This window comes from Marinilactibacillus kalidii, assembly GCF_017599325.1.
GTDB classification, from domain to species: domain Bacteria; phylum Bacillota; class Bacilli; order Lactobacillales; family Carnobacteriaceae_A; genus Marinilactibacillus; species Marinilactibacillus kalidii.
On record NZ_JAGFVM010000026.1, the window covers coordinates 26222 to 41722 of the forward strand.

The following is a 15501-nucleotide window of genomic DNA, read 5'->3' on the forward strand; positions in this document are numbered from 1 at the left end:
TACGCTATTTAATATACTATTAGACTATATATACCCTTAGCATTGAATAAGTACGATATCGTTTAGATAGTATGGCTTTTCAAACGATGACTATTTTAATGAAAATTGGTTGATGGAGTGAAAATATTGATGAATTTTATTTGGGATCTTGATGGGACTTTGATTGATTCTTATCCCGTTATTTTACAATCTTTGGAAGAAATATTTAACTTATTCGAAATCCCTTGTCAGTATAATGAAATAAGAGCGTTTATTTTGGATAAATCAGTTGTAAGTTTACTAAAACAAACGTCCACAGACTTTAATATCCCTTATGAGGAATTAAAGTTTGACTTCTCTATAAGAACTCGTTCTAAAAATGATCAGGTCATTTTGATGGACCACGTTATAAAATTTCTTGACTGGACTAAAAGAGAAGGAATAGAAAACTATATTTATACTCACAAAAGCGATAATGCTTTGAGTATCTTAAGCTCTCTAAAAATAGCAGAGTATTTTTCAGAAGTCATTACGAGTTCAAATGGATTTAGAAGAAAACCAGATGCTGAAGCAATTGACTATTTAATCACTAAATATAAATTACTAAAAGAAGAAACATATTACATTGGTGATAGAATAGTTGATGTTAATGTAGCCATTAATGCTGGCATCAAAAGCATTAATCTAACTCAACCTTCGTCTAGTTACAATGTTAATATTTCTGGTTTAACTGATATTTTAAATTTAAAACTAACCTAACTGTAAGCATTTAATTTTCTTAGAATGATCTAGTTAATCTCTCAAAATCACTTAGTATACATCAGATTATCTAGTGTCTAAAAAATAAAAAGTACCCAGAAGTTAGATTGAACATCCAACTTCTGGGTACTTTTTTTAGAATAAAATATAGATAGGCATTTAGTCAGAATAACCTGAATAGATATAGGACATATTGGGTATTGTTTTTTATTGAGCTACTATGTTATTTTCAAAGAAAAGAAATTGCCACTATAGAAAGGAAGAACCCTACTATTAAAGTATTCAATGTAAAACAAATGATTCCAGTTTTCGGTTATAAATATGCTGCAACGGTTGATGATGAGATGGTCGTTGAAATAAGTAGCAACTCTTTTATTGCAAATCTCGATAAATATGTAGGTACAATAATCGGATTACCTTTTGACTTCGCGATAACACATTCACATTCAGGAGAAAAAATGATCTTAAAAAGAACATTTAGTTTTTTCTTCAATCAATATCAAATTTTTAAAGAAGAAAAATTAATTGCTTCTATTAAGATGCAAAAAACATCGGGTGTCCCCAAAATTTTTATAAATTCTATCTATGGAGAATATATAATTGAAACTAACCCTACTGCTAAAAAATTTGATATCAAAAAAGATGATTTAATTGTCGCCTCTGGTGAAAAGAGAATCTTCTCATTGAGTGATTTTTATGAAATCATCAATTACGATTTAGAGGATGATTTGTTTTTAATCACCTTAGTTTGCTCGTTTGATAATATGTTTTAGGTCTATAATTTATATCTCATACTTACCCCTTTCTTTATTATTTTTCGAATTTTTCTCTATGGATTTTATCTACATTCTTTTTTATTACTCCCAAAGATATTTCTGGATTCTCTCGCTTAATCATCTGAACTGTTTCGAAAATGGAATTGCTAGAAAAAGATTTTTTCAATTTATTTAACATCTCATTTAATTTTTTTAGTTTTTTAGAAACATCTTCTTCATCCCTTAAAAATAGCTCGTTTAATAACAATGGTATAAGCGGATAAAGTATTTTCGTAAAGTTTAAGTTAACCATGTTGTTGACAAAGTATTTTCGGTTTTTTAATTGTTTAACAGAAAACGTTTCTCTTCATTTGTTACGCATTATTGTGCCTAGACTACTCTAAATCAAAAACGTTGAATATTTGTGAATATTTAAAATGGAACGTTTACATATCTAAAATTACTAGTCTAATAGTTATCAGTAAAAAGAACAGCTCTATTGCTTATTTTCAATGTCTCATACTCCGTTAAAATCATGCATACTACTTAAAATGATTATGACTATAAGAAACACGAAAGAAGATAATTCCGACTGTTTATCGGAATCATCTTCTTTCGTGTCTGTTTTTATTCATTAAGCTCTATATCTATAAGCCAATCCTTTTAAGAAGTTTCTAGCGTAACGGTCGCCACATTCTTTGTAGTTTCGTTGGCCTTCTTTTCGAAGTACTGCGCTGAGTTCACTGTTTGAGATATAAACGCCAGTCTCATCCAAAATATCTAGCATGTCTTCACTTGTCAGTGATAGGGCAATTTTGACTTTTTTGAGGAGTACATTGTTGACGCTACGATCATTTTTGATCATGCTTTTATGTTTCTTCGTGTCGCCAGGTTTCTCTTCTTGTTTTCCGCGTTTAAACACAATTAAGCCATTTAGAAAAGACTCTAACGTTGCATTATCACACGTTTTGGCGTATTCATTTTCTGTATGTGTTTCTTCATTGTCTTCTTGATCATTTTTTGTTCTCGCCAGCAATTGTTGTACATCTTCTACTGTTAGTTCTTTGTCACCCAATTTGAAAATTTCTACCATGTCACTGTCTTTAATATCTAAGGCATATCTTAGTCGAACTAGTCTATCATTATTATTCATATTGTCCTCCAGTATTTATTGTACGTTAATACCAGTATACCTTCTTGACTGATGACAAGAAAGCTTCAATCAGCTCTTGTAGTATTACTTTACATTTTCTTCTGCTAGAAAAGCATTCTTGAAATCGCTCAGCGTATAAAGAAGGACGATGCCACCTATAAAACTCAACGCACTGCCTAAAAGAGTTGCTAGTTGAAAATAATTCGTATTGGTTGTTACTCCAATCGCAACACCACACGTTCCTAATCCCATCAACCATAAGAACAGTTGATCTTTTCTCACAAATTTTGGTATATCATCATCTAACCTTTTTCTTTCCAGTTCACTGATACCGATTAGTAGTATGTAGTGAAGGACGATCAATTCCAATAACATCAACACACTTTGATAGTACTGATACATTAATGTCGAGTAGACATCGAAATTTGAATAATACTCCATAAACGGTACGATGAATGTAAGCAACACTAGCATCGCCGTCCCAACTCTAGGAACTAAGAATCGTTGTTCTTCTGTTTCTTTTTCTATATCATAGTATCCGAGAAGCAAAACCATATAGCCCACAAAAGCTGGAACTACTGTGAAAATACCTACCGTAAAGTTTACATGTGCGAGGATCAGTCCCCAAAAAACAAGCCTATAACCAGAAACCATTTTTTATTCTTCTCCCCTTATCTTGATATAGTCATGAACATCCCAAAAACCGTAATCATTCTCTTCGTTGATTACCGAGCTAATTTGTTGTGTAAATTTGTTGCCTTCTTCATCTGCAAAGGTAGCCTCTATTGTAAAATCTATCTGAGTAAATTCAGTCAATCGATTTTTACTACTTTTCATTTCTGAAGTAATCATTACCGTAGACTCTGGAGAAAACGTCATGCCCTCTGCTTCACTAATAGGTACGCCATCAATTTGGATATCTAATAAGCCTTCATAATCTGTTAGCTGATTCATATTGGTATCCGTCAACGTGACCTTCTTAGCAACCTCAAATTTATTTTCAAGTACACCATCAAATAAAATCGTTGAGTACAATTCTAGCGGTCCTTCTCTTTTTTCGTTATGATTTAGATGGATTTCCCCTAAATCTACATGGGTCTCGCTTCCATCCGTAAAATAAATCGTTGCCTTTCTAAGGACATTATCCGTATGATCATATTCATCAGAATAATCACGAACGCTGACGAATACTTCTCTTAAACGATAGATATCGAAGTGTTTCTGATTTCTTATCGCTTGCGTATTTTCCAATTCATCAATTAGTGTTCTTGATGAGCTATCTAATCGTATATTTGGATTTTCTGGAAAGTCTATATTGCCAATCCTTTTTGTTTCTTCCGCATTTGTAAGATACGATAGTTTGATTTGATATCGTTCATTTTGTTCTCCAGATTTTAGCGGCGACTTTGCTTGATCACTTTTCAAAAATAGTGGCTCGTCCAAATAGAAATAAGTACGTCCGGTGAATCCTACAAGAATCACTGCACCGATAAGGCTAATAATGGTCAAAAATAAAAGATTGTTTCGTTTAATAATATCGCTCCTTTAATGTGACCTTCGTTCTCACTAGAATTCCCGCTAATTATCCGCTCTCTTTTCCCTATCTTTAACATAACGATGGAGATTTCTAAAATTAAAATCTTTTCGTTCATTTTTCACTCTAAATAATGATTGAGTGAACGTATTTCCTTCTCCATCTATCAATGTCACATCGGGTGAAAAGTCTACTGACATGAACGCGTCTGGCTGATGATTTTCTTTTTCTGGTTCAGTGTAAAAGATGAGTTCATCTTCTGCTTGTAGCGCTATGCTATCAAAAGATTGGAGCCAACTATTTTCTAGTTTTATTTGAAGATCCATGTTCGTATTCTTCATTCGTTTCTGGTCAATATTTTCTATTGTTGTATTTTTCAAAATACGGTAGTGCGTTTCACTTGCTCCATTATTCTGCTCCTCTATTGTTCTTTCCAGAAGAGATTCATTGAGAGGCTGATTATTTTTCAAATGCAGCGCTCCGATATCTGCCAATATTTCTGTGCGATCACTAAAATAAAACTTTGCTTGTTGTAACACTCGCTCTGTTTCCAGTCGGTTCTCACTTGTATCTCTAAGTAAAATATATACTTGTCTGACACTGTACGTCCCATACGAAGCTCCACTATGTACGCCATCATACGTGCCTTGACTTAAATAATCTTGATAATTCAATTCAGAAACAACTCCCTGAAGTTCAGGGTGTTCTGGAAAGGTTATTTGTTCAACCACATTATCGGTATCATTATTGGTTATATATTCCAATTTAAACCGATATTCTTTATAAGTATCCTCTGATATGTAATAGTTCTCATCACGATTGTATTTTAAAAATAACGGACGATCCATTTTTAGATACTGATAGCCTAAAAAACTAAGCAGCATAAGCCCAATAATAGTACAGATCATTGTGATAAATAATGCTCGATTCCTTTTAATAGTAACCCTCCTCTTAAGAAACGATAACACAGAATAAACTCTTGAACAATAAAAAAATCAAGCTAGACTGGCAGATACATACCAGTCTGGCTTGATTTCAATTTGATGGGTCAAAATGAGATAATGTTCATTGCGGCTAGAATATTTGTGAGCATCACAAGCAAGGGTATAGAGATAACTGTTCTAAACAAGAAGACTTTGACAACATCTAAAAAGTTCAGACCAATTTTAGTTTTAACAAGAATCATCCCTGTCTCTGACATGAAGACAAGCTGAGTAAATGCCAATACACCGATAAAGAATCTTGAGGCTTCTGATGCTGAATCAGTAATAAATAAAGCAGGTAGATACATATCCGCAAAACCAGCCAATGAAGCCGGCGCCATTTGTCTCGCAACGTCAGTGCTGTATCCAATAAAGTCATAGACATAAACGAGTGGCGCACTAATGATGTCAAACAACGGTGTATACTCTGCCAGTATCAACGAGAACGTACCGATCGCCATGATGACCGGCAAAAATCCTACAAAGATATTGATGATATTTTTGATTGCTGAAATTAAAGCTTCTAAAATAGTTGTCGACTCCGCTTGTTCGATCGCTGAATCATAGGCGTACCTTAAGGTAGATTTGTCTTCTGGTATGTTCACTTCTTTAGGTGTCTTATCTTGATAGTAAGTCCGACTAAACTTCTTCAACGGTAACCGTGCAGTGATGAAGGCTAAGATTAAGGTGATGAGAACGATTGAACCATAGAAAATCGGAAAAATCGAACTAAAGCCTAATTCTTGCGCGACTGCTGCCGCAAAAGCAATACCAACGATCGAGAAACTCGTTGAGATGATGTAAGCTTCCCTTTGTGTATAGTAGCCTCTTTGATACTGTGTATCGGTCACAACAATACCAATCGTTCCGTCTCCAACGAATGATGCGATAGCGTCGATGGTCGAATAACCAGGAACTTTGAAGACCTTTTCCATAATTGGGCCAAGTAAAACGCCGATAAATTCAACCACTCCGAAATGAGTCAGTAACGGTAAAGCAAGAATACCTACAAAAAAGGTAATATAAAGCGTTGTTAACAGTCCACCATCTCCAACCATGGTTCCGCCTGTTCCTTCGTCATACAGGAATTGCGCCCAAGAGGCTTGTTCAAACCAACCATTGACTATGATTAGGTACAGAAGTGATCCCACTATTCTCAAAAACACATTGATAGGAGATGCTTTGAACACAGAATTTACATACTTGTTCTCTGACGTATAAAAAGTAAAGACAATCGTTGCGAGTAAGACGATCCACGAACAAGCAATGGTCATTAAAATGAATGCATCGAAGATATACGTATTTACAAAAGTAATAATATGAGAAATCAAAATACTACTTTCCCCATCAATATTAAATGGGAAAAGAAAGAAAATAAACCCTAACAAAGATAGCAAAACAAACTTCAATTTATTGATCATTTTCCTAGCTCCTTCCAATTTCAGTCATTTTTTAGCGTAGCATATGCGCCACGCAATCACAATTATAGCCCTCTTTTATACATAAATCCGCTGTATACCTGTATATACCGACGTACTTTATGAATATTTTCTCATCTATAACTTTCTATAGTTTTTATAATAACGTAGCCTTTTCCGATTTTTGTGTAGAATCTTTTAGCATAAAGGACGGTTTATGTTATGCTTTTTCTATATTCTACATAAAGGAGCTTTTTCATGATACTTAGAACGCTCATACCCATTTTTCTCTCCATTATCCTATTTTTACCAATCAGCTGGCTAACCGAACGCTCAATTTTCGGTTCTAAAGAAAATACGTTTCAGTCATTATCAGTTAAACAAAAAGCAATGATAAACAGCTGGACGATTCTCTTGCTATTTCTCCTCGTCAATACGCTTTTTGAAGTCTTCCATCTTTATCAAAGTGCTTTTACTGATACATACGCTTCCTTCTTTTATTTGCTTGTTCTTTTAGTCTCTTATGTACTTTCTCATTTCTTCTATCGCTCAAAAGGTAGCGCCAATACTCAATAACAACACTAATTTTAAGGAGGCATTTTTAACAATGGATCCATACATTATTTTTTCTATCATATTGATCATCCTTTTAGTCATATCCTTCAGTACAAAAGCATCCCGTTTTAACTTTTTGAAATCTAGTTTATCAGTTGCTGAACGTAATGAAATCAAATTAAAATCGGCCGCTCTTAGTTGGATGTGTATTCTTTTCAGTATGGGTGGCCGCATGATTCTCCCCTCTATTAACCCAGAACCTCATCCTGAAATTTATTATATTCTAAGCGGCACTGTAGCTTATTTTACTAGTTACTTTGTTCTAATCAATAAAGAGAGTTATTAATAACTGAGGTACAAAAAAAGGCCTGTATAGTCAGTAATCCATACTGACTATACAGGCCTTTTCCGATTTACTGACTCATATTTAACGTCTTCAAGATATTTCCTGTTTCATAGACTTTACTTTGCGTATCTACTATTTTTCCATTTTCAATCTGGTATACATGATAACCATATTTCTCCTCGAATCTTACTTGCGCTGCGCCTAAGTCTTCTCCCACAAAAGACATGCCCACAACGGTGAAATAAGTGGTCTGATCAATTTTTGTCTCGTAAGAATGATGCGTATGTCCATTCAATACACACAAGACGTTTCGACTAGAAAGCTTTTCTAATAATCTATTCGCTTCAGGAAGGGCGGTTATTGGACTCTGGTTTTCAAACAGATGATGGTGAGTGACCAAGATGATTGGCTTATTTTTTGCTTCTTCCAATGCATGATCCAGCCACTTTAACTGTTCTTCACTGAGATAGCCATTGGAATTACCGTGAACCGCGCTATCAAAAGAAAGGATTGTAAAGTCGTCAAAATGTTCTACTACATTATAGGGTTCTTCTGATGGCACTTCGTCTAACCATCCTATCCTAAAGTTTGATTTAATATCGTGATTGCCCATCGTCACGATTATTTTGACATCTCCGATTTGTTCTTGGATAAATCGTTTCAGTACGCGATAATCCTCTGCCTCACCACTATCGGTCAAGTCGCCACTAATGATCAAAAGATCGATTGCCTGTTGTGCCTGAATATTCTTTAGACATTTAGCAAGCGGAATCAATGGACTTTGCATCAGCGCTAGCATTTCTTGGTAGCCATTCTCGCTTTGCTCATATGATTGTCTAAAATGGATATCTGATAAGTGTACTATATTCATCTATACTCAATTTCTCTCCTAAAATTACGTTTGTAGAAACACTTGTAAATACCCCCCTGAGAAAACTCAAGACGGTATTCACGATTTCTATACGTTTATATCAAGTGACCAAGCCGCTCTCAAACAGCTTAGTCGCCTGATCCACTACCTCTTTTATATACTTAGACAGCCTCTACGCTGTCTATCTCTTCAACGGTCGACGCTCTCAAACGTGTCCTAGAAGTTTTAGCATTGGCAAAAGTCCTCTACACCCTTTATCAACGTTATTCCGTTGCTTTGTCTGTATACGTACTGATTGTATCATATGCAGATTCCGCAGCTTCTTCGTACCCTAGATGTCCCCATATTGCCATCACTTCTGCTCCAGCAGGATCTTCTTCCATATTCAAAAAGATCGTCTTGATCTCTTCTTTGAGTTCGGCGTCCATCTCTGGTTGTACGGCGATCGCGTCGTTTGGAATATCACCTTCCGTTAGATACAAGACTTTTAGGTCTTCAAACAGATCATCTTCTGTAAAGAATGAAGCAAATACATTTCGTGCTCCTTCGAATACAAAAGCAGTATCCACTTGTTCACTCAAAACAGCAGATAATTCACTTGGAATATCACTGACGCTTGTCATCGTTAGATCATTGGTCGTATCGATTCCGGCTTCTCGTAACTCGGCGATTGGGTATATATAACCACTCGCAGAATTAGGACTGAGTGTGACGACAGTTTTGCCTCGCAAATCTGTCAATTCAGTCATGTCGCTATCTGAGCGAACCAATATCTCACCCTTAAATGTATTCGTGCGTTCACCTTCTAACGGTAACCCTGTCTCTTGATCGTAGTCACCTAACTGAGAAGTCAAAATCGCTTCGGCACCACCTGAGTCTCTTGCTTGCACATAAGCTGCTGGTGGCATGATGCCTATATCGACTTGACCTGCATCCATTGCTTCCACGATTGTCGAATAATCCGTCGCGACTGTGACTTCCACTTCGCGATCCAGCTTTTCGGAAAGATACTCTGCAAATGGTTCAGACTTTGCTTCCATCGTTCCATCATTGTTCGTTGGAACAAACTGAACAACAAGCTTATCGTCTCCCCCATCACTTGAACCACATGCTGTCAGTATCATTAAGACAATCAACCCAAAAAAGGCTCTTACAAAACGCCTAAATGCCATCTTTTATCCTCCTGCCGGAACTCAATTCTAGTACGTTTCTATCATAGCAATTATAGCGTTACTTGAAAGTGACACACGTCACATTTACAAGAATTTTACATACATTTAATACCTGTAATCTCTCTTCATTCGCATTGTAGCGTCCAACAGATTCCTTTATAATAAAAAGAAAACCTTATTTAGGAGTTCTCAAACCGATGATTAAATTGAATCGCGATGATCAATTGCTTAAATATATCGAAAAATATAATTTGCAAGCTTATATGGATACATCACTAGCGCCCATCGCTTCTCTTTATACTTTCAATAAAGACGAGCATTTGATCCAAACAGAGCGTAGTTCAGAATTTCTTTATTTCTTGGTTGAAGGAACGGTCATGATTTACTCATATTCGTCTGATACACAAAACATTTGTATCGACTATTCCTATCCGGCAACTTTACTTGGCGAAGCTTCATCTCTCTGGGGCATGACGCCTAAAAGCAATGTAAAAGCGATGACTAATTGCGTCTGTGTGGCGATCAGTTTAAAGCAGTATCGTCAGACCTTACAAAATGATGTAAAATTTCTCCAAAACATCTGCCAAATTTTGAGCTATCGATTGAATTCTGGTGTCAATCTTGCGAATTCTTTAACTGAGCCAGTAGAAACTCGTTTAGCAAAATTTATTCTAGAACATGAAGAAAATCAAGTATTTTCTTATCAGCTCACTACTTGCGCAGTCATCCTCAATGTCAGCTATCGCCATCTACTGCGAACCATCACCAGTTTCCGGGAAGCAAACATTTTAGAAAAGCATAAAACGACCTATACGATTCTCGATTACAATACTTTAGAAGAATTATCACGTACAGTCAGTTTCTAACGACCCCTTATCGAATGGAGGCATTTCATGTCAGAATCTATCTTAGCTATCACAGGACCAACTTCCGGTATCGGAAAAGCAACAGTCAAAGCACTTGCTGCTTCGTTCGATCACGTTTTATTGCTTTGTCGCAACCTCACTAAAGGGGAACAATTAAAGCAAGAATTATTATCAGCTCATCCCAAGTTAACCGTTACACTGATTCATTGCGATTTAAGTGACCTCAGTTCCGTCAACGCCGCAGCGACTGAGATTCGTGAGCAATTTATGTATATCGACTGCCTAGTGAACAATGCAGGAATGGTATCTACTTCGAGAAAACAGAGTGTCGATGGCTATGAGCTGATGATGGCCACGAATTATCTTGGTCCTTTTCTACTAACACACGCACTCTTGCCTATTGTACTAAACAGTGACCGCAAACAGATCATTGTTGTATCTTCTGGTGCCTACAAATTCGCACCAATGAAAGCACCTTTCTTTAATCCCAAGCATTTTGATCCAATCACTGGTTACGGTCGCTCCAAGTTAGGCACGCTTTATCTCGCACAAGAGTTGCATGAGATGTATAAGAACCAAGGCTTAAGAACCACTGCTGTTCACCCAGGAATGGTTTCCACAAATATTGGTAAAAACAATGTCGGTCAAAAAGTCGGTGATCTTGTTTTTGGTCTGTTATCACCATTTTTTGTAACCGTCGAAGAAGGCAGTCAATCTGTCATTTCAGCGGTTCAGCAACCTGAAGTATATGCTGGGGTCTACTCTGATGAAGGAACCGTCACGGCAGTTAAAAAACACGGTAGTGACTTCAAAATGCGTAGAACCTTTATTGACGCTACACTTAAAGAACTAAATCTTTCAACATTATAAATCGATCGCAACACGTTTTCTGAGTGCAGGAATAACTTCTTCTGCAAACCACGGGTTTCGTTTCAGCCAGCCATGGTTAAGTGGTGAAGGATGAACGAGTGGCAAGTATTCTGGTAAGTAGTTTTCATAATTTCTAACCGTTTCAGTAAGGGTCTTCTCACGACGTTTACCCAAATAATACTTCTGCGCATATGCTCCGATCAGGATAATGGTATCTAATTTTGGCATCTCTTCTAATATAAGGGGATGCCATTTCTCTGCAAAGCCTTTACGCGGTGGGACATCGCCTGATTTTGCTTTGCCTGGATAATAAAAGTCCATGGGTAGATGAGCGATTTTGTCCGAAGTATAAAACTGTTCATCCGTTATCCCCATCCATTCTCGCAGCCGGTCTCCACTAGCATCATTCCAGAATAATTGAGATTCTTCTGCTTTGCGCCCTGGTGCTTGGCCAACGATGGCGATACGGGTTTCTTTAGGTGCGCTAAACAGAGGTGGTACACCACGTTTTGTATAAGATTCGTTTTCAGGATCGTTCATAATGGCTTGTTTGATTTCTTCTATTGTAGTCATCAACTATCCAATCTCCTTCTGATTTTATTTAAATACATATTCATCTATTCTACTAATTCCTTTATACTAAGTATAACAAATCCATTATTCTGATACGAAATGATTCGTCATTGGGATTCTTTTTATGGTGATGTGTGTCATTTTCACTAACTATTTCCACAAGGAGACATGCCTGTGCAACAGCTAAAAAAAGTCAGTTTGATGCTGATTTCCATGGTATTCGTGGCATTTTCAGCTTCCATCAACATTAAAGCAGCAATCGGCTTACCCGCTTGGGACGCGATTGCTCAAACACTTTCTCATATCTCTACAATAAAAGTTGGTACGATTGGAATGATTTTAAATATTTCCTGTGTCTTCGGACAAATCATTTTATTGAAAAAGGAATTTCCACTTAGACAATTACTACAAATTCCTGTTAGTGTTCTGATCGGTACATTGATCAATTATTTCTATTATACTTTGTTCGATTCACTGATCCTTCCAAACTACGGCGTCACACTACTCATCTTCTTGACCGGAACCTTACTCGCTGCAATAGCTGTCAGTATGGTTATGGCCGTCAATATTGTCACTTTCCCTTTAGAAGCTTTCTGTATGGCACTTGCACTGAAAACAGGCTATCGTTTTGCTGTGCTCCGCCAATCAGTAGATATTTTGGCAGTCATTTTGACCTTTACTTTTGCCTTTACGCTGAGTGTGCCATTCACGGCTAGAGAAGGTACGATTATTGGTATGTTGATTTTTGCACCGCTACTTGGCCTCTTTATTAAAAAACTTCGTCCGTTAGTCGACAATATTTGATTCATTCACTTTTTGCTACTATCGACCCTACACAAAAAAGGCTCTACTCCTTTTTCGAGTAAAGCCTTTTTTGTCTAGATCAACTTTCTATAGAAACATTTTCTTCCATCTCTTCAAGATCTTTTTCGTATTGTTCTTCAAATTCGTCTAGTAATACTCGTACTTGGTCTGTAGTGACTGTTTCCATCAATTTCACTCTCAGGTCACTTGCCCCTTTCATCCCACGTACATAAATTTTGAAGAAGCGACGTAACGGTTTGAATGAGCGATTATCTTTCACAGAATACTTGTCAAATAAATCCAAGTGCATTCTCAACAAATCTAGCATTTCAGCACCGCTGTGTTCTCTTGGTTCTTTTTCGAAAGCATGCGGATTCTTGAAGACGCCACGTCCAATCATCACACCATCTACACCGTATTTTTCAACTAGTTCCATACCTGTTGCACGGTCAGGAATATCTCCGTTGATCGTCAATAAGGTATCAGGAGCGATTTCATCACGCAGTTGCTTGATCTCTGGGATCATTTCCCAGTGAGCATCATATTTACTCATTTCTCTTCTCGTCCGTAAATGAATCGATAAGTTCGCAATATCTTGTTTCAATAAATGGGTGATCCAGTCACGCCATTCTTCTAATTTCGCATAACCAAGTCTTGTTTTAACGCTGACAGGTAGGCCGCCTGCTTTGGCTGCTTCAATCAGTTCCGCCGCCACTTCTGGACGGAGAATCAGTCCGCTGCCTTTTCCTTTTTTAGCAACATTCGGTACAGGACAGCCCATATTGATATCGATACCTTTGAATCCTTCTTTTGCCATATCGATACTCATTTCACGGAAAAACTCAGGCTGGTCTCCCCAAATGTGCGCAACGATCGGGTGTTCATCTTCTGTAAAGGTCAGACGACCGCGTACACTATTACGTCCTTCTGGATGGCAGTAACTGACCGTGTTCGTGAATTCAGTAAAGAAAACATCCGGTCTACCCGCTTCACTGATTACATGTCTGAAAACGACATCCGTAACATCTTCCATCGGTGCCAACACAAAAAAGGGCTTCGGTAATTCTTTCCAAAAATTATTTTCCATGACTACTAACAATTTCCTTCCTTATTTAAGGTCTTCTATTTCATTTAATGGTTTATACGATGCATTTAATCCAACTTTATCTATTTTATCTTTTACAGCGCGTTTGTCAAATATTCTTACAAAAAGTTCGTTAAACTGTGTCAGTTATTTGTTCTGTTTTTATGTATTAGGCGTTCTTTCTGTATAATGAACGCCTAGATTTCTTGGTGAGCAACCTTGATTGATCACCCTTTATTAATCTGTTGTGATTTCAATCAAGTTACCTTCAGGATCAGCAACAACTGATTCGTAGTAGCCATCTCCAGTCGTTCTAGGACCATTTAGTAATGAGAATCCGTCTTTTACTAGTCGCTCCGTCAATGCATCAACTGCTTGCTTCGTTCCGACTGAAAAAGCTAGATGTGCGTAGCCGGTGACTAAGGCTGCGCTCTCTTCGATCCCTTTTTTGTGCATGATTTCTACTCTAGCACCCGAAGTAAAAGATAAAAAGTAAGAGGTGAAGCCTGTTTTCTGATTATAATAGCGTGGACCGCTGGTTGCTTCAAAATACGTTTCGTAGAACGTCTTCATGCTTTCTAGTTCAGTGGCCCATAGTGCTACGTGCTCAATTCTCATATTCATTGCTTCCTTTCGTCGAACAGTTTTTGACGGTGCTTTGTCTTTGATCTGTATGATTCACTATTTTATCAGACACTATAAAATAACAAAAGGTTTTAATTAGAAAAACTTTTTTGTCATTCAATCTGTTTAGATTTTAATAGGATTTATCAATTATTGTTTATTAGTGCTGGAAAAGATAGTATGATAAAGATAACAGATCACCTCTTAGTGATCATTGGTTCAATAAAAGAAATGAGGACATACTATGATTGCAAAAACAGAAGAAGATTATACTGGACTAAAAGAGATTGGCAAAATTTGCGGTACGATTCGAGATGAGTTGATCGCACAGACAAAGCCTGGTGTAACGACGAAGGAATTAGATGAGTTAGCTGGTAAGATGCTCGAAGAAGCGGGTGCGGTTTCTGCGCCTAAGGGTGTCTATGATTTCCCAGGGTACACTTGTATCAGTGTGAATGAAGAAATCGCTCATGGGATTCCTGGTGACCGGGTGATTCATGAAGGAGACCTTGTAAATATTGATGTATCTGCCTCTAAGAATGGCTATTTTGCAGATACAGGCCGTTCTTTTGTGGTTGGTGAGGGTCCAGAAATCTCTACTAAAGTCTGCGAAATGGCCAAAGCAGCTTTTGAGGCAGGTCTTAAAAAGGCTATGCCTGGATTCAATACGAGTGATCTTGGAGAGGCTGTTTATAAAACCGCGAAGGAAAACAACTTAACGGTTATCATGACATTGACGGGACATGGTATTGGACGTTCGATTCATGAATCTCCAAATCATATTTTCAATTATAAAAACAGACGTGATGATGTCCAACTACGTGAAGGTATGGTGATTGCTTTTGAGCCATTTATCTCCTCTTACGAAGAAGAGTTCTATCAAAAGGATGATGACTGGACGCTAGCGGTCGACCAAAGTAAAGTTGCGCAGATTGAGCATACGATTATCGTTTCCAAAGATGGTCCTATCATCGTGACGTTATAGGCTAGGACAGCTTTTGCCTTTAAAAAGACCCCTGAGAGCATTGTGTGCTTACAATACTCTCAGGGGTCTTTCTTTTTTATGATCTTATTTCTTTAAATTAATCGCAATGAAAATCGCGTGATGCGTGCAAAAATAACCTTGACTATCGAGAATTTCGAATGTAAACACTC

At 37.1% G+C, this 15501-nt stretch carries 18 protein-coding genes; 8 read left to right on the forward strand and 10 right to left on the reverse strand.

Annotation, left to right across the window (positions count from 1 at the left end; translation table 11 throughout):
- The first annotated feature begins 129 nt into the window (after positions 1–129).
- Together J5J05_RS05755 and J5J05_RS05760 are read left to right on the forward strand one after the other, a co-directional pair.
- On the forward strand, positions 130–738 hold the full coding sequence (locus J5J05_RS05755; RefSeq protein WP_244244632.1) for an HAD-IA family hydrolase: 609 nt from the start codon (positions 130–132) through the stop codon (positions 736–738).
- 200 nt (positions 739–938) lie between these two features.
- Entirely contained in the window at positions 939–1511 is a 573-nt protein-coding gene (locus J5J05_RS05760) for an LURP-one-related/scramblase family protein (RefSeq protein WP_208559719.1), read from the forward strand.
- 616 nt (positions 1512–2127) lie between these two features.
- Here the strand turns inward: J5J05_RS05760 and J5J05_RS05765 are convergent.
- The 5 genes from J5J05_RS05765 to J5J05_RS05785 all read right to left on the reverse strand — a co-directional run bounded on the left by J5J05_RS05765 (position 2128) and on the right by J5J05_RS05785 (position 6584).
- The gene (locus J5J05_RS05765) at positions 2128–2646 is read right to left on the reverse strand and encodes a YehS family protein (RefSeq protein WP_208559720.1); all 519 of its coding nucleotides are present in this window, start codon (positions 2644–2646) and stop codon (positions 2128–2130) included.
- A gap of 84 nt (positions 2647–2730) precedes the next feature.
- Positions 2731–3300, reverse strand: coding sequence for a hypothetical protein (locus J5J05_RS05770; RefSeq protein ID WP_208559721.1), 570 nt, complete (start codon positions 3298–3300; stop codon positions 2731–2733).
- A 3-nt stretch (positions 3301–3303) separates the two neighbouring features.
- Positions 3304–4071, reverse strand: a complete 768-nt coding sequence (locus tag J5J05_RS05775; protein WP_208559722.1) for a hypothetical protein — start codon at positions 4069–4071, stop codon at positions 3304–3306.
- Between the two features lie 153 nt (positions 4072–4224).
- Positions 4225–5088, reverse strand: a complete 864-nt coding sequence (locus J5J05_RS05780; RefSeq protein ID WP_208559723.1) for a hypothetical protein — start codon at positions 5086–5088, stop codon at positions 4225–4227.
- A gap of 140 nt (positions 5089–5228) precedes the next feature.
- Positions 5229–6584 (reverse strand): YjiH family protein, encoded by a 1356-nt coding sequence (locus J5J05_RS05785; protein ID WP_208559724.1) that lies wholly within the window; start codon positions 6582–6584, stop codon positions 5229–5231.
- Between the two features lie 255 nt (positions 6585–6839).
- Here J5J05_RS05785 and J5J05_RS05790 point away from each other — a divergent pair, with 255 nt between their 5' ends.
- Positions 6840–7157 carry a hypothetical protein gene (locus J5J05_RS05790; RefSeq protein WP_208559725.1) on the forward strand — a complete coding sequence of 106 codons (318 nt, stop codon included), beginning with the start codon at positions 6840–6842 and terminating at the stop codon, positions 7155–7157.
- Between the two features lie 31 nt (positions 7158–7188).
- Positions 7189–7482, forward strand: a complete 294-nt coding sequence (locus J5J05_RS05795; RefSeq protein WP_208559726.1) for a hypothetical protein — start codon at positions 7189–7191, stop codon at positions 7480–7482.
- Positions 7483–7549: 67 nt separating this feature from the next.
- On the opposite strand, the gene J5J05_RS05800 is transcribed toward J5J05_RS05795, so the two are convergent.
- Together J5J05_RS05800 and J5J05_RS05805 are read right to left on the reverse strand one after the other, a co-directional pair.
- A complete protein-coding gene (locus tag J5J05_RS05800; RefSeq protein WP_208559727.1) occupies positions 7550–8353 on the reverse strand; it encodes a metallophosphoesterase family protein in 804 nt (267 codons plus the stop codon).
- A 263-nt stretch (positions 8354–8616) separates the two neighbouring features.
- On the reverse strand, positions 8617–9525 hold the full coding sequence (locus J5J05_RS05805; protein ID WP_208559728.1) for a phosphate/phosphite/phosphonate ABC transporter substrate-binding protein: 909 nt from the start codon (positions 9523–9525) through the stop codon (positions 8617–8619).
- Between the two features lie 197 nt (positions 9526–9722).
- Between J5J05_RS05805 and J5J05_RS05810 the strand changes: the two genes are divergently transcribed.
- Positions 9723–10391: a cyclic nucleotide-binding domain-containing protein gene (locus J5J05_RS05810; protein ID WP_208559729.1), complete on the forward strand. Its 669-nt coding sequence runs from the start codon at positions 9723–9725 to the stop codon at positions 10389–10391.
- 27 nt (positions 10392–10418) lie between these two features.
- Complete coding sequence (locus tag J5J05_RS05815) at positions 10419–11261, forward strand: SDR family NAD(P)-dependent oxidoreductase (protein WP_208559730.1); 843 nt, start codon at positions 10419–10421, stop codon at positions 11259–11261.
- On the opposite strand, the gene J5J05_RS05820 is transcribed toward J5J05_RS05815, so the two are convergent.
- Complete coding sequence (locus tag J5J05_RS05820; protein WP_208559843.1) at positions 11256–11834, reverse strand: uracil-DNA glycosylase family protein; 579 nt, start codon at positions 11832–11834, stop codon at positions 11256–11258. The two genes, J5J05_RS05815 and J5J05_RS05820, sit on opposite strands and share 6 nt — an antisense overlap.
- 174 nt (positions 11835–12008) lie before the next feature.
- Here J5J05_RS05820 and J5J05_RS05825 point away from each other — a divergent pair, with 174 nt between their 5' ends.
- Positions 12009–12638 carry a YczE/YyaS/YitT family protein gene (locus J5J05_RS05825; RefSeq protein WP_208559731.1) on the forward strand — a complete coding sequence of 210 codons (630 nt, stop codon included), beginning with the start codon at positions 12009–12011 and terminating at the stop codon, positions 12636–12638.
- A gap of 79 nt (positions 12639–12717) precedes the next feature.
- Here J5J05_RS05825 and J5J05_RS05830 read toward each other — a convergent pair whose 3' ends face one another.
- Both J5J05_RS05830 and J5J05_RS05835 read right to left on the reverse strand, forming a co-directional pair.
- Positions 12718–13725, reverse strand: coding sequence for a tRNA dihydrouridine synthase (locus J5J05_RS05830; protein ID WP_208559732.1), 1008 nt, complete (start codon positions 13723–13725; stop codon positions 12718–12720).
- A 234-nt stretch (positions 13726–13959) separates the two neighbouring features.
- Positions 13960–14340, reverse strand: a complete 381-nt coding sequence (locus J5J05_RS05835; RefSeq protein ID WP_208559733.1) for a VOC family protein — start codon at positions 14338–14340, stop codon at positions 13960–13962.
- Positions 14341–14590: 250 nt separating this feature from the next.
- Between J5J05_RS05835 and map the strand changes: the two genes are divergently transcribed.
- The gene (gene map / locus J5J05_RS05840; protein ID WP_208559734.1) at positions 14591–15331 is read left to right on the forward strand and encodes a type I methionyl aminopeptidase; all 741 of its coding nucleotides are present in this window, start codon (positions 14591–14593) and stop codon (positions 15329–15331) included.
- Positions 15332–15501: the final 170 nt, after the last annotated feature.

What these genes read in the sequence shown, in the direction of transcription:
- J5J05_RS05755 (WP_244244632.1), top strand. Translation starts at nt 130, where the DNA reads ATGAATTTTATTTGGGATCTTGATGGGACTTTGATTGATTCTTATCCC.
- J5J05_RS05765 (WP_208559720.1), bottom strand. Translation starts at nt 2,646, where the DNA reads ATGAATAATAATGATAGACTAGTTCGACTAAGATATGCCTTAGATATT.
- J5J05_RS05770 (WP_208559721.1), bottom strand. Translation starts at nt 3,300, where the DNA reads ATGGTTTCTGGTTATAGGCTTGTTTTTTGGGGACTGATCCTCGCACAT.
- J5J05_RS05780 (WP_208559723.1), bottom strand. Translation starts at nt 5,088, where the DNA reads ATGATCTGTACTATTATTGGGCTTATGCTGCTTAGTTTTTTAGGCTAT.
- J5J05_RS05785 (WP_208559724.1), bottom strand. Translation starts at nt 6,584, where the DNA reads ATGATCAATAAATTGAAGTTTGTTTTGCTATCTTTGTTAGGGTTTATT.
- J5J05_RS05790 (WP_208559725.1), top strand. Translation starts at nt 6,840, where the DNA reads ATGATACTTAGAACGCTCATACCCATTTTTCTCTCCATTATCCTATTT.
- J5J05_RS05795 (WP_208559726.1), top strand. Translation starts at nt 7,189, where the DNA reads ATGGATCCATACATTATTTTTTCTATCATATTGATCATCCTTTTAGTC.
- J5J05_RS05800 (WP_208559727.1), bottom strand. Translation starts at nt 8,353, where the DNA reads ATGAATATAGTACACTTATCAGATATCCATTTTAGACAATCATATGAG.
- J5J05_RS05805 (WP_208559728.1), bottom strand. Translation starts at nt 9,525, where the DNA reads ATGGCATTTAGGCGTTTTGTAAGAGCCTTTTTTGGGTTGATTGTCTTA.
- J5J05_RS05810 (WP_208559729.1), top strand. Translation starts at nt 9,723, where the DNA reads ATGATTAAATTGAATCGCGATGATCAATTGCTTAAATATATCGAAAAA.
- J5J05_RS05815 (WP_208559730.1), top strand. Translation starts at nt 10,419, where the DNA reads ATGTCAGAATCTATCTTAGCTATCACAGGACCAACTTCCGGTATCGGA.
- J5J05_RS05820 (WP_208559843.1), bottom strand. Translation starts at nt 11,834, where the DNA reads ATGACTACAATAGAAGAAATCAAACAAGCCATTATGAACGATCCTGAA.
- J5J05_RS05830 (WP_208559732.1), bottom strand. Translation starts at nt 13,725, where the DNA reads ATGGAAAATAATTTTTGGAAAGAATTACCGAAGCCCTTTTTTGTGTTG.
- J5J05_RS05835 (WP_208559733.1), bottom strand. Translation starts at nt 14,340, where the DNA reads ATGAGAATTGAGCACGTAGCACTATGGGCCACTGAACTAGAAAGCATG.
- map (WP_208559734.1), top strand. Translation starts at nt 14,591, where the DNA reads ATGATTGCAAAAACAGAAGAAGATTATACTGGACTAAAAGAGATTGGC.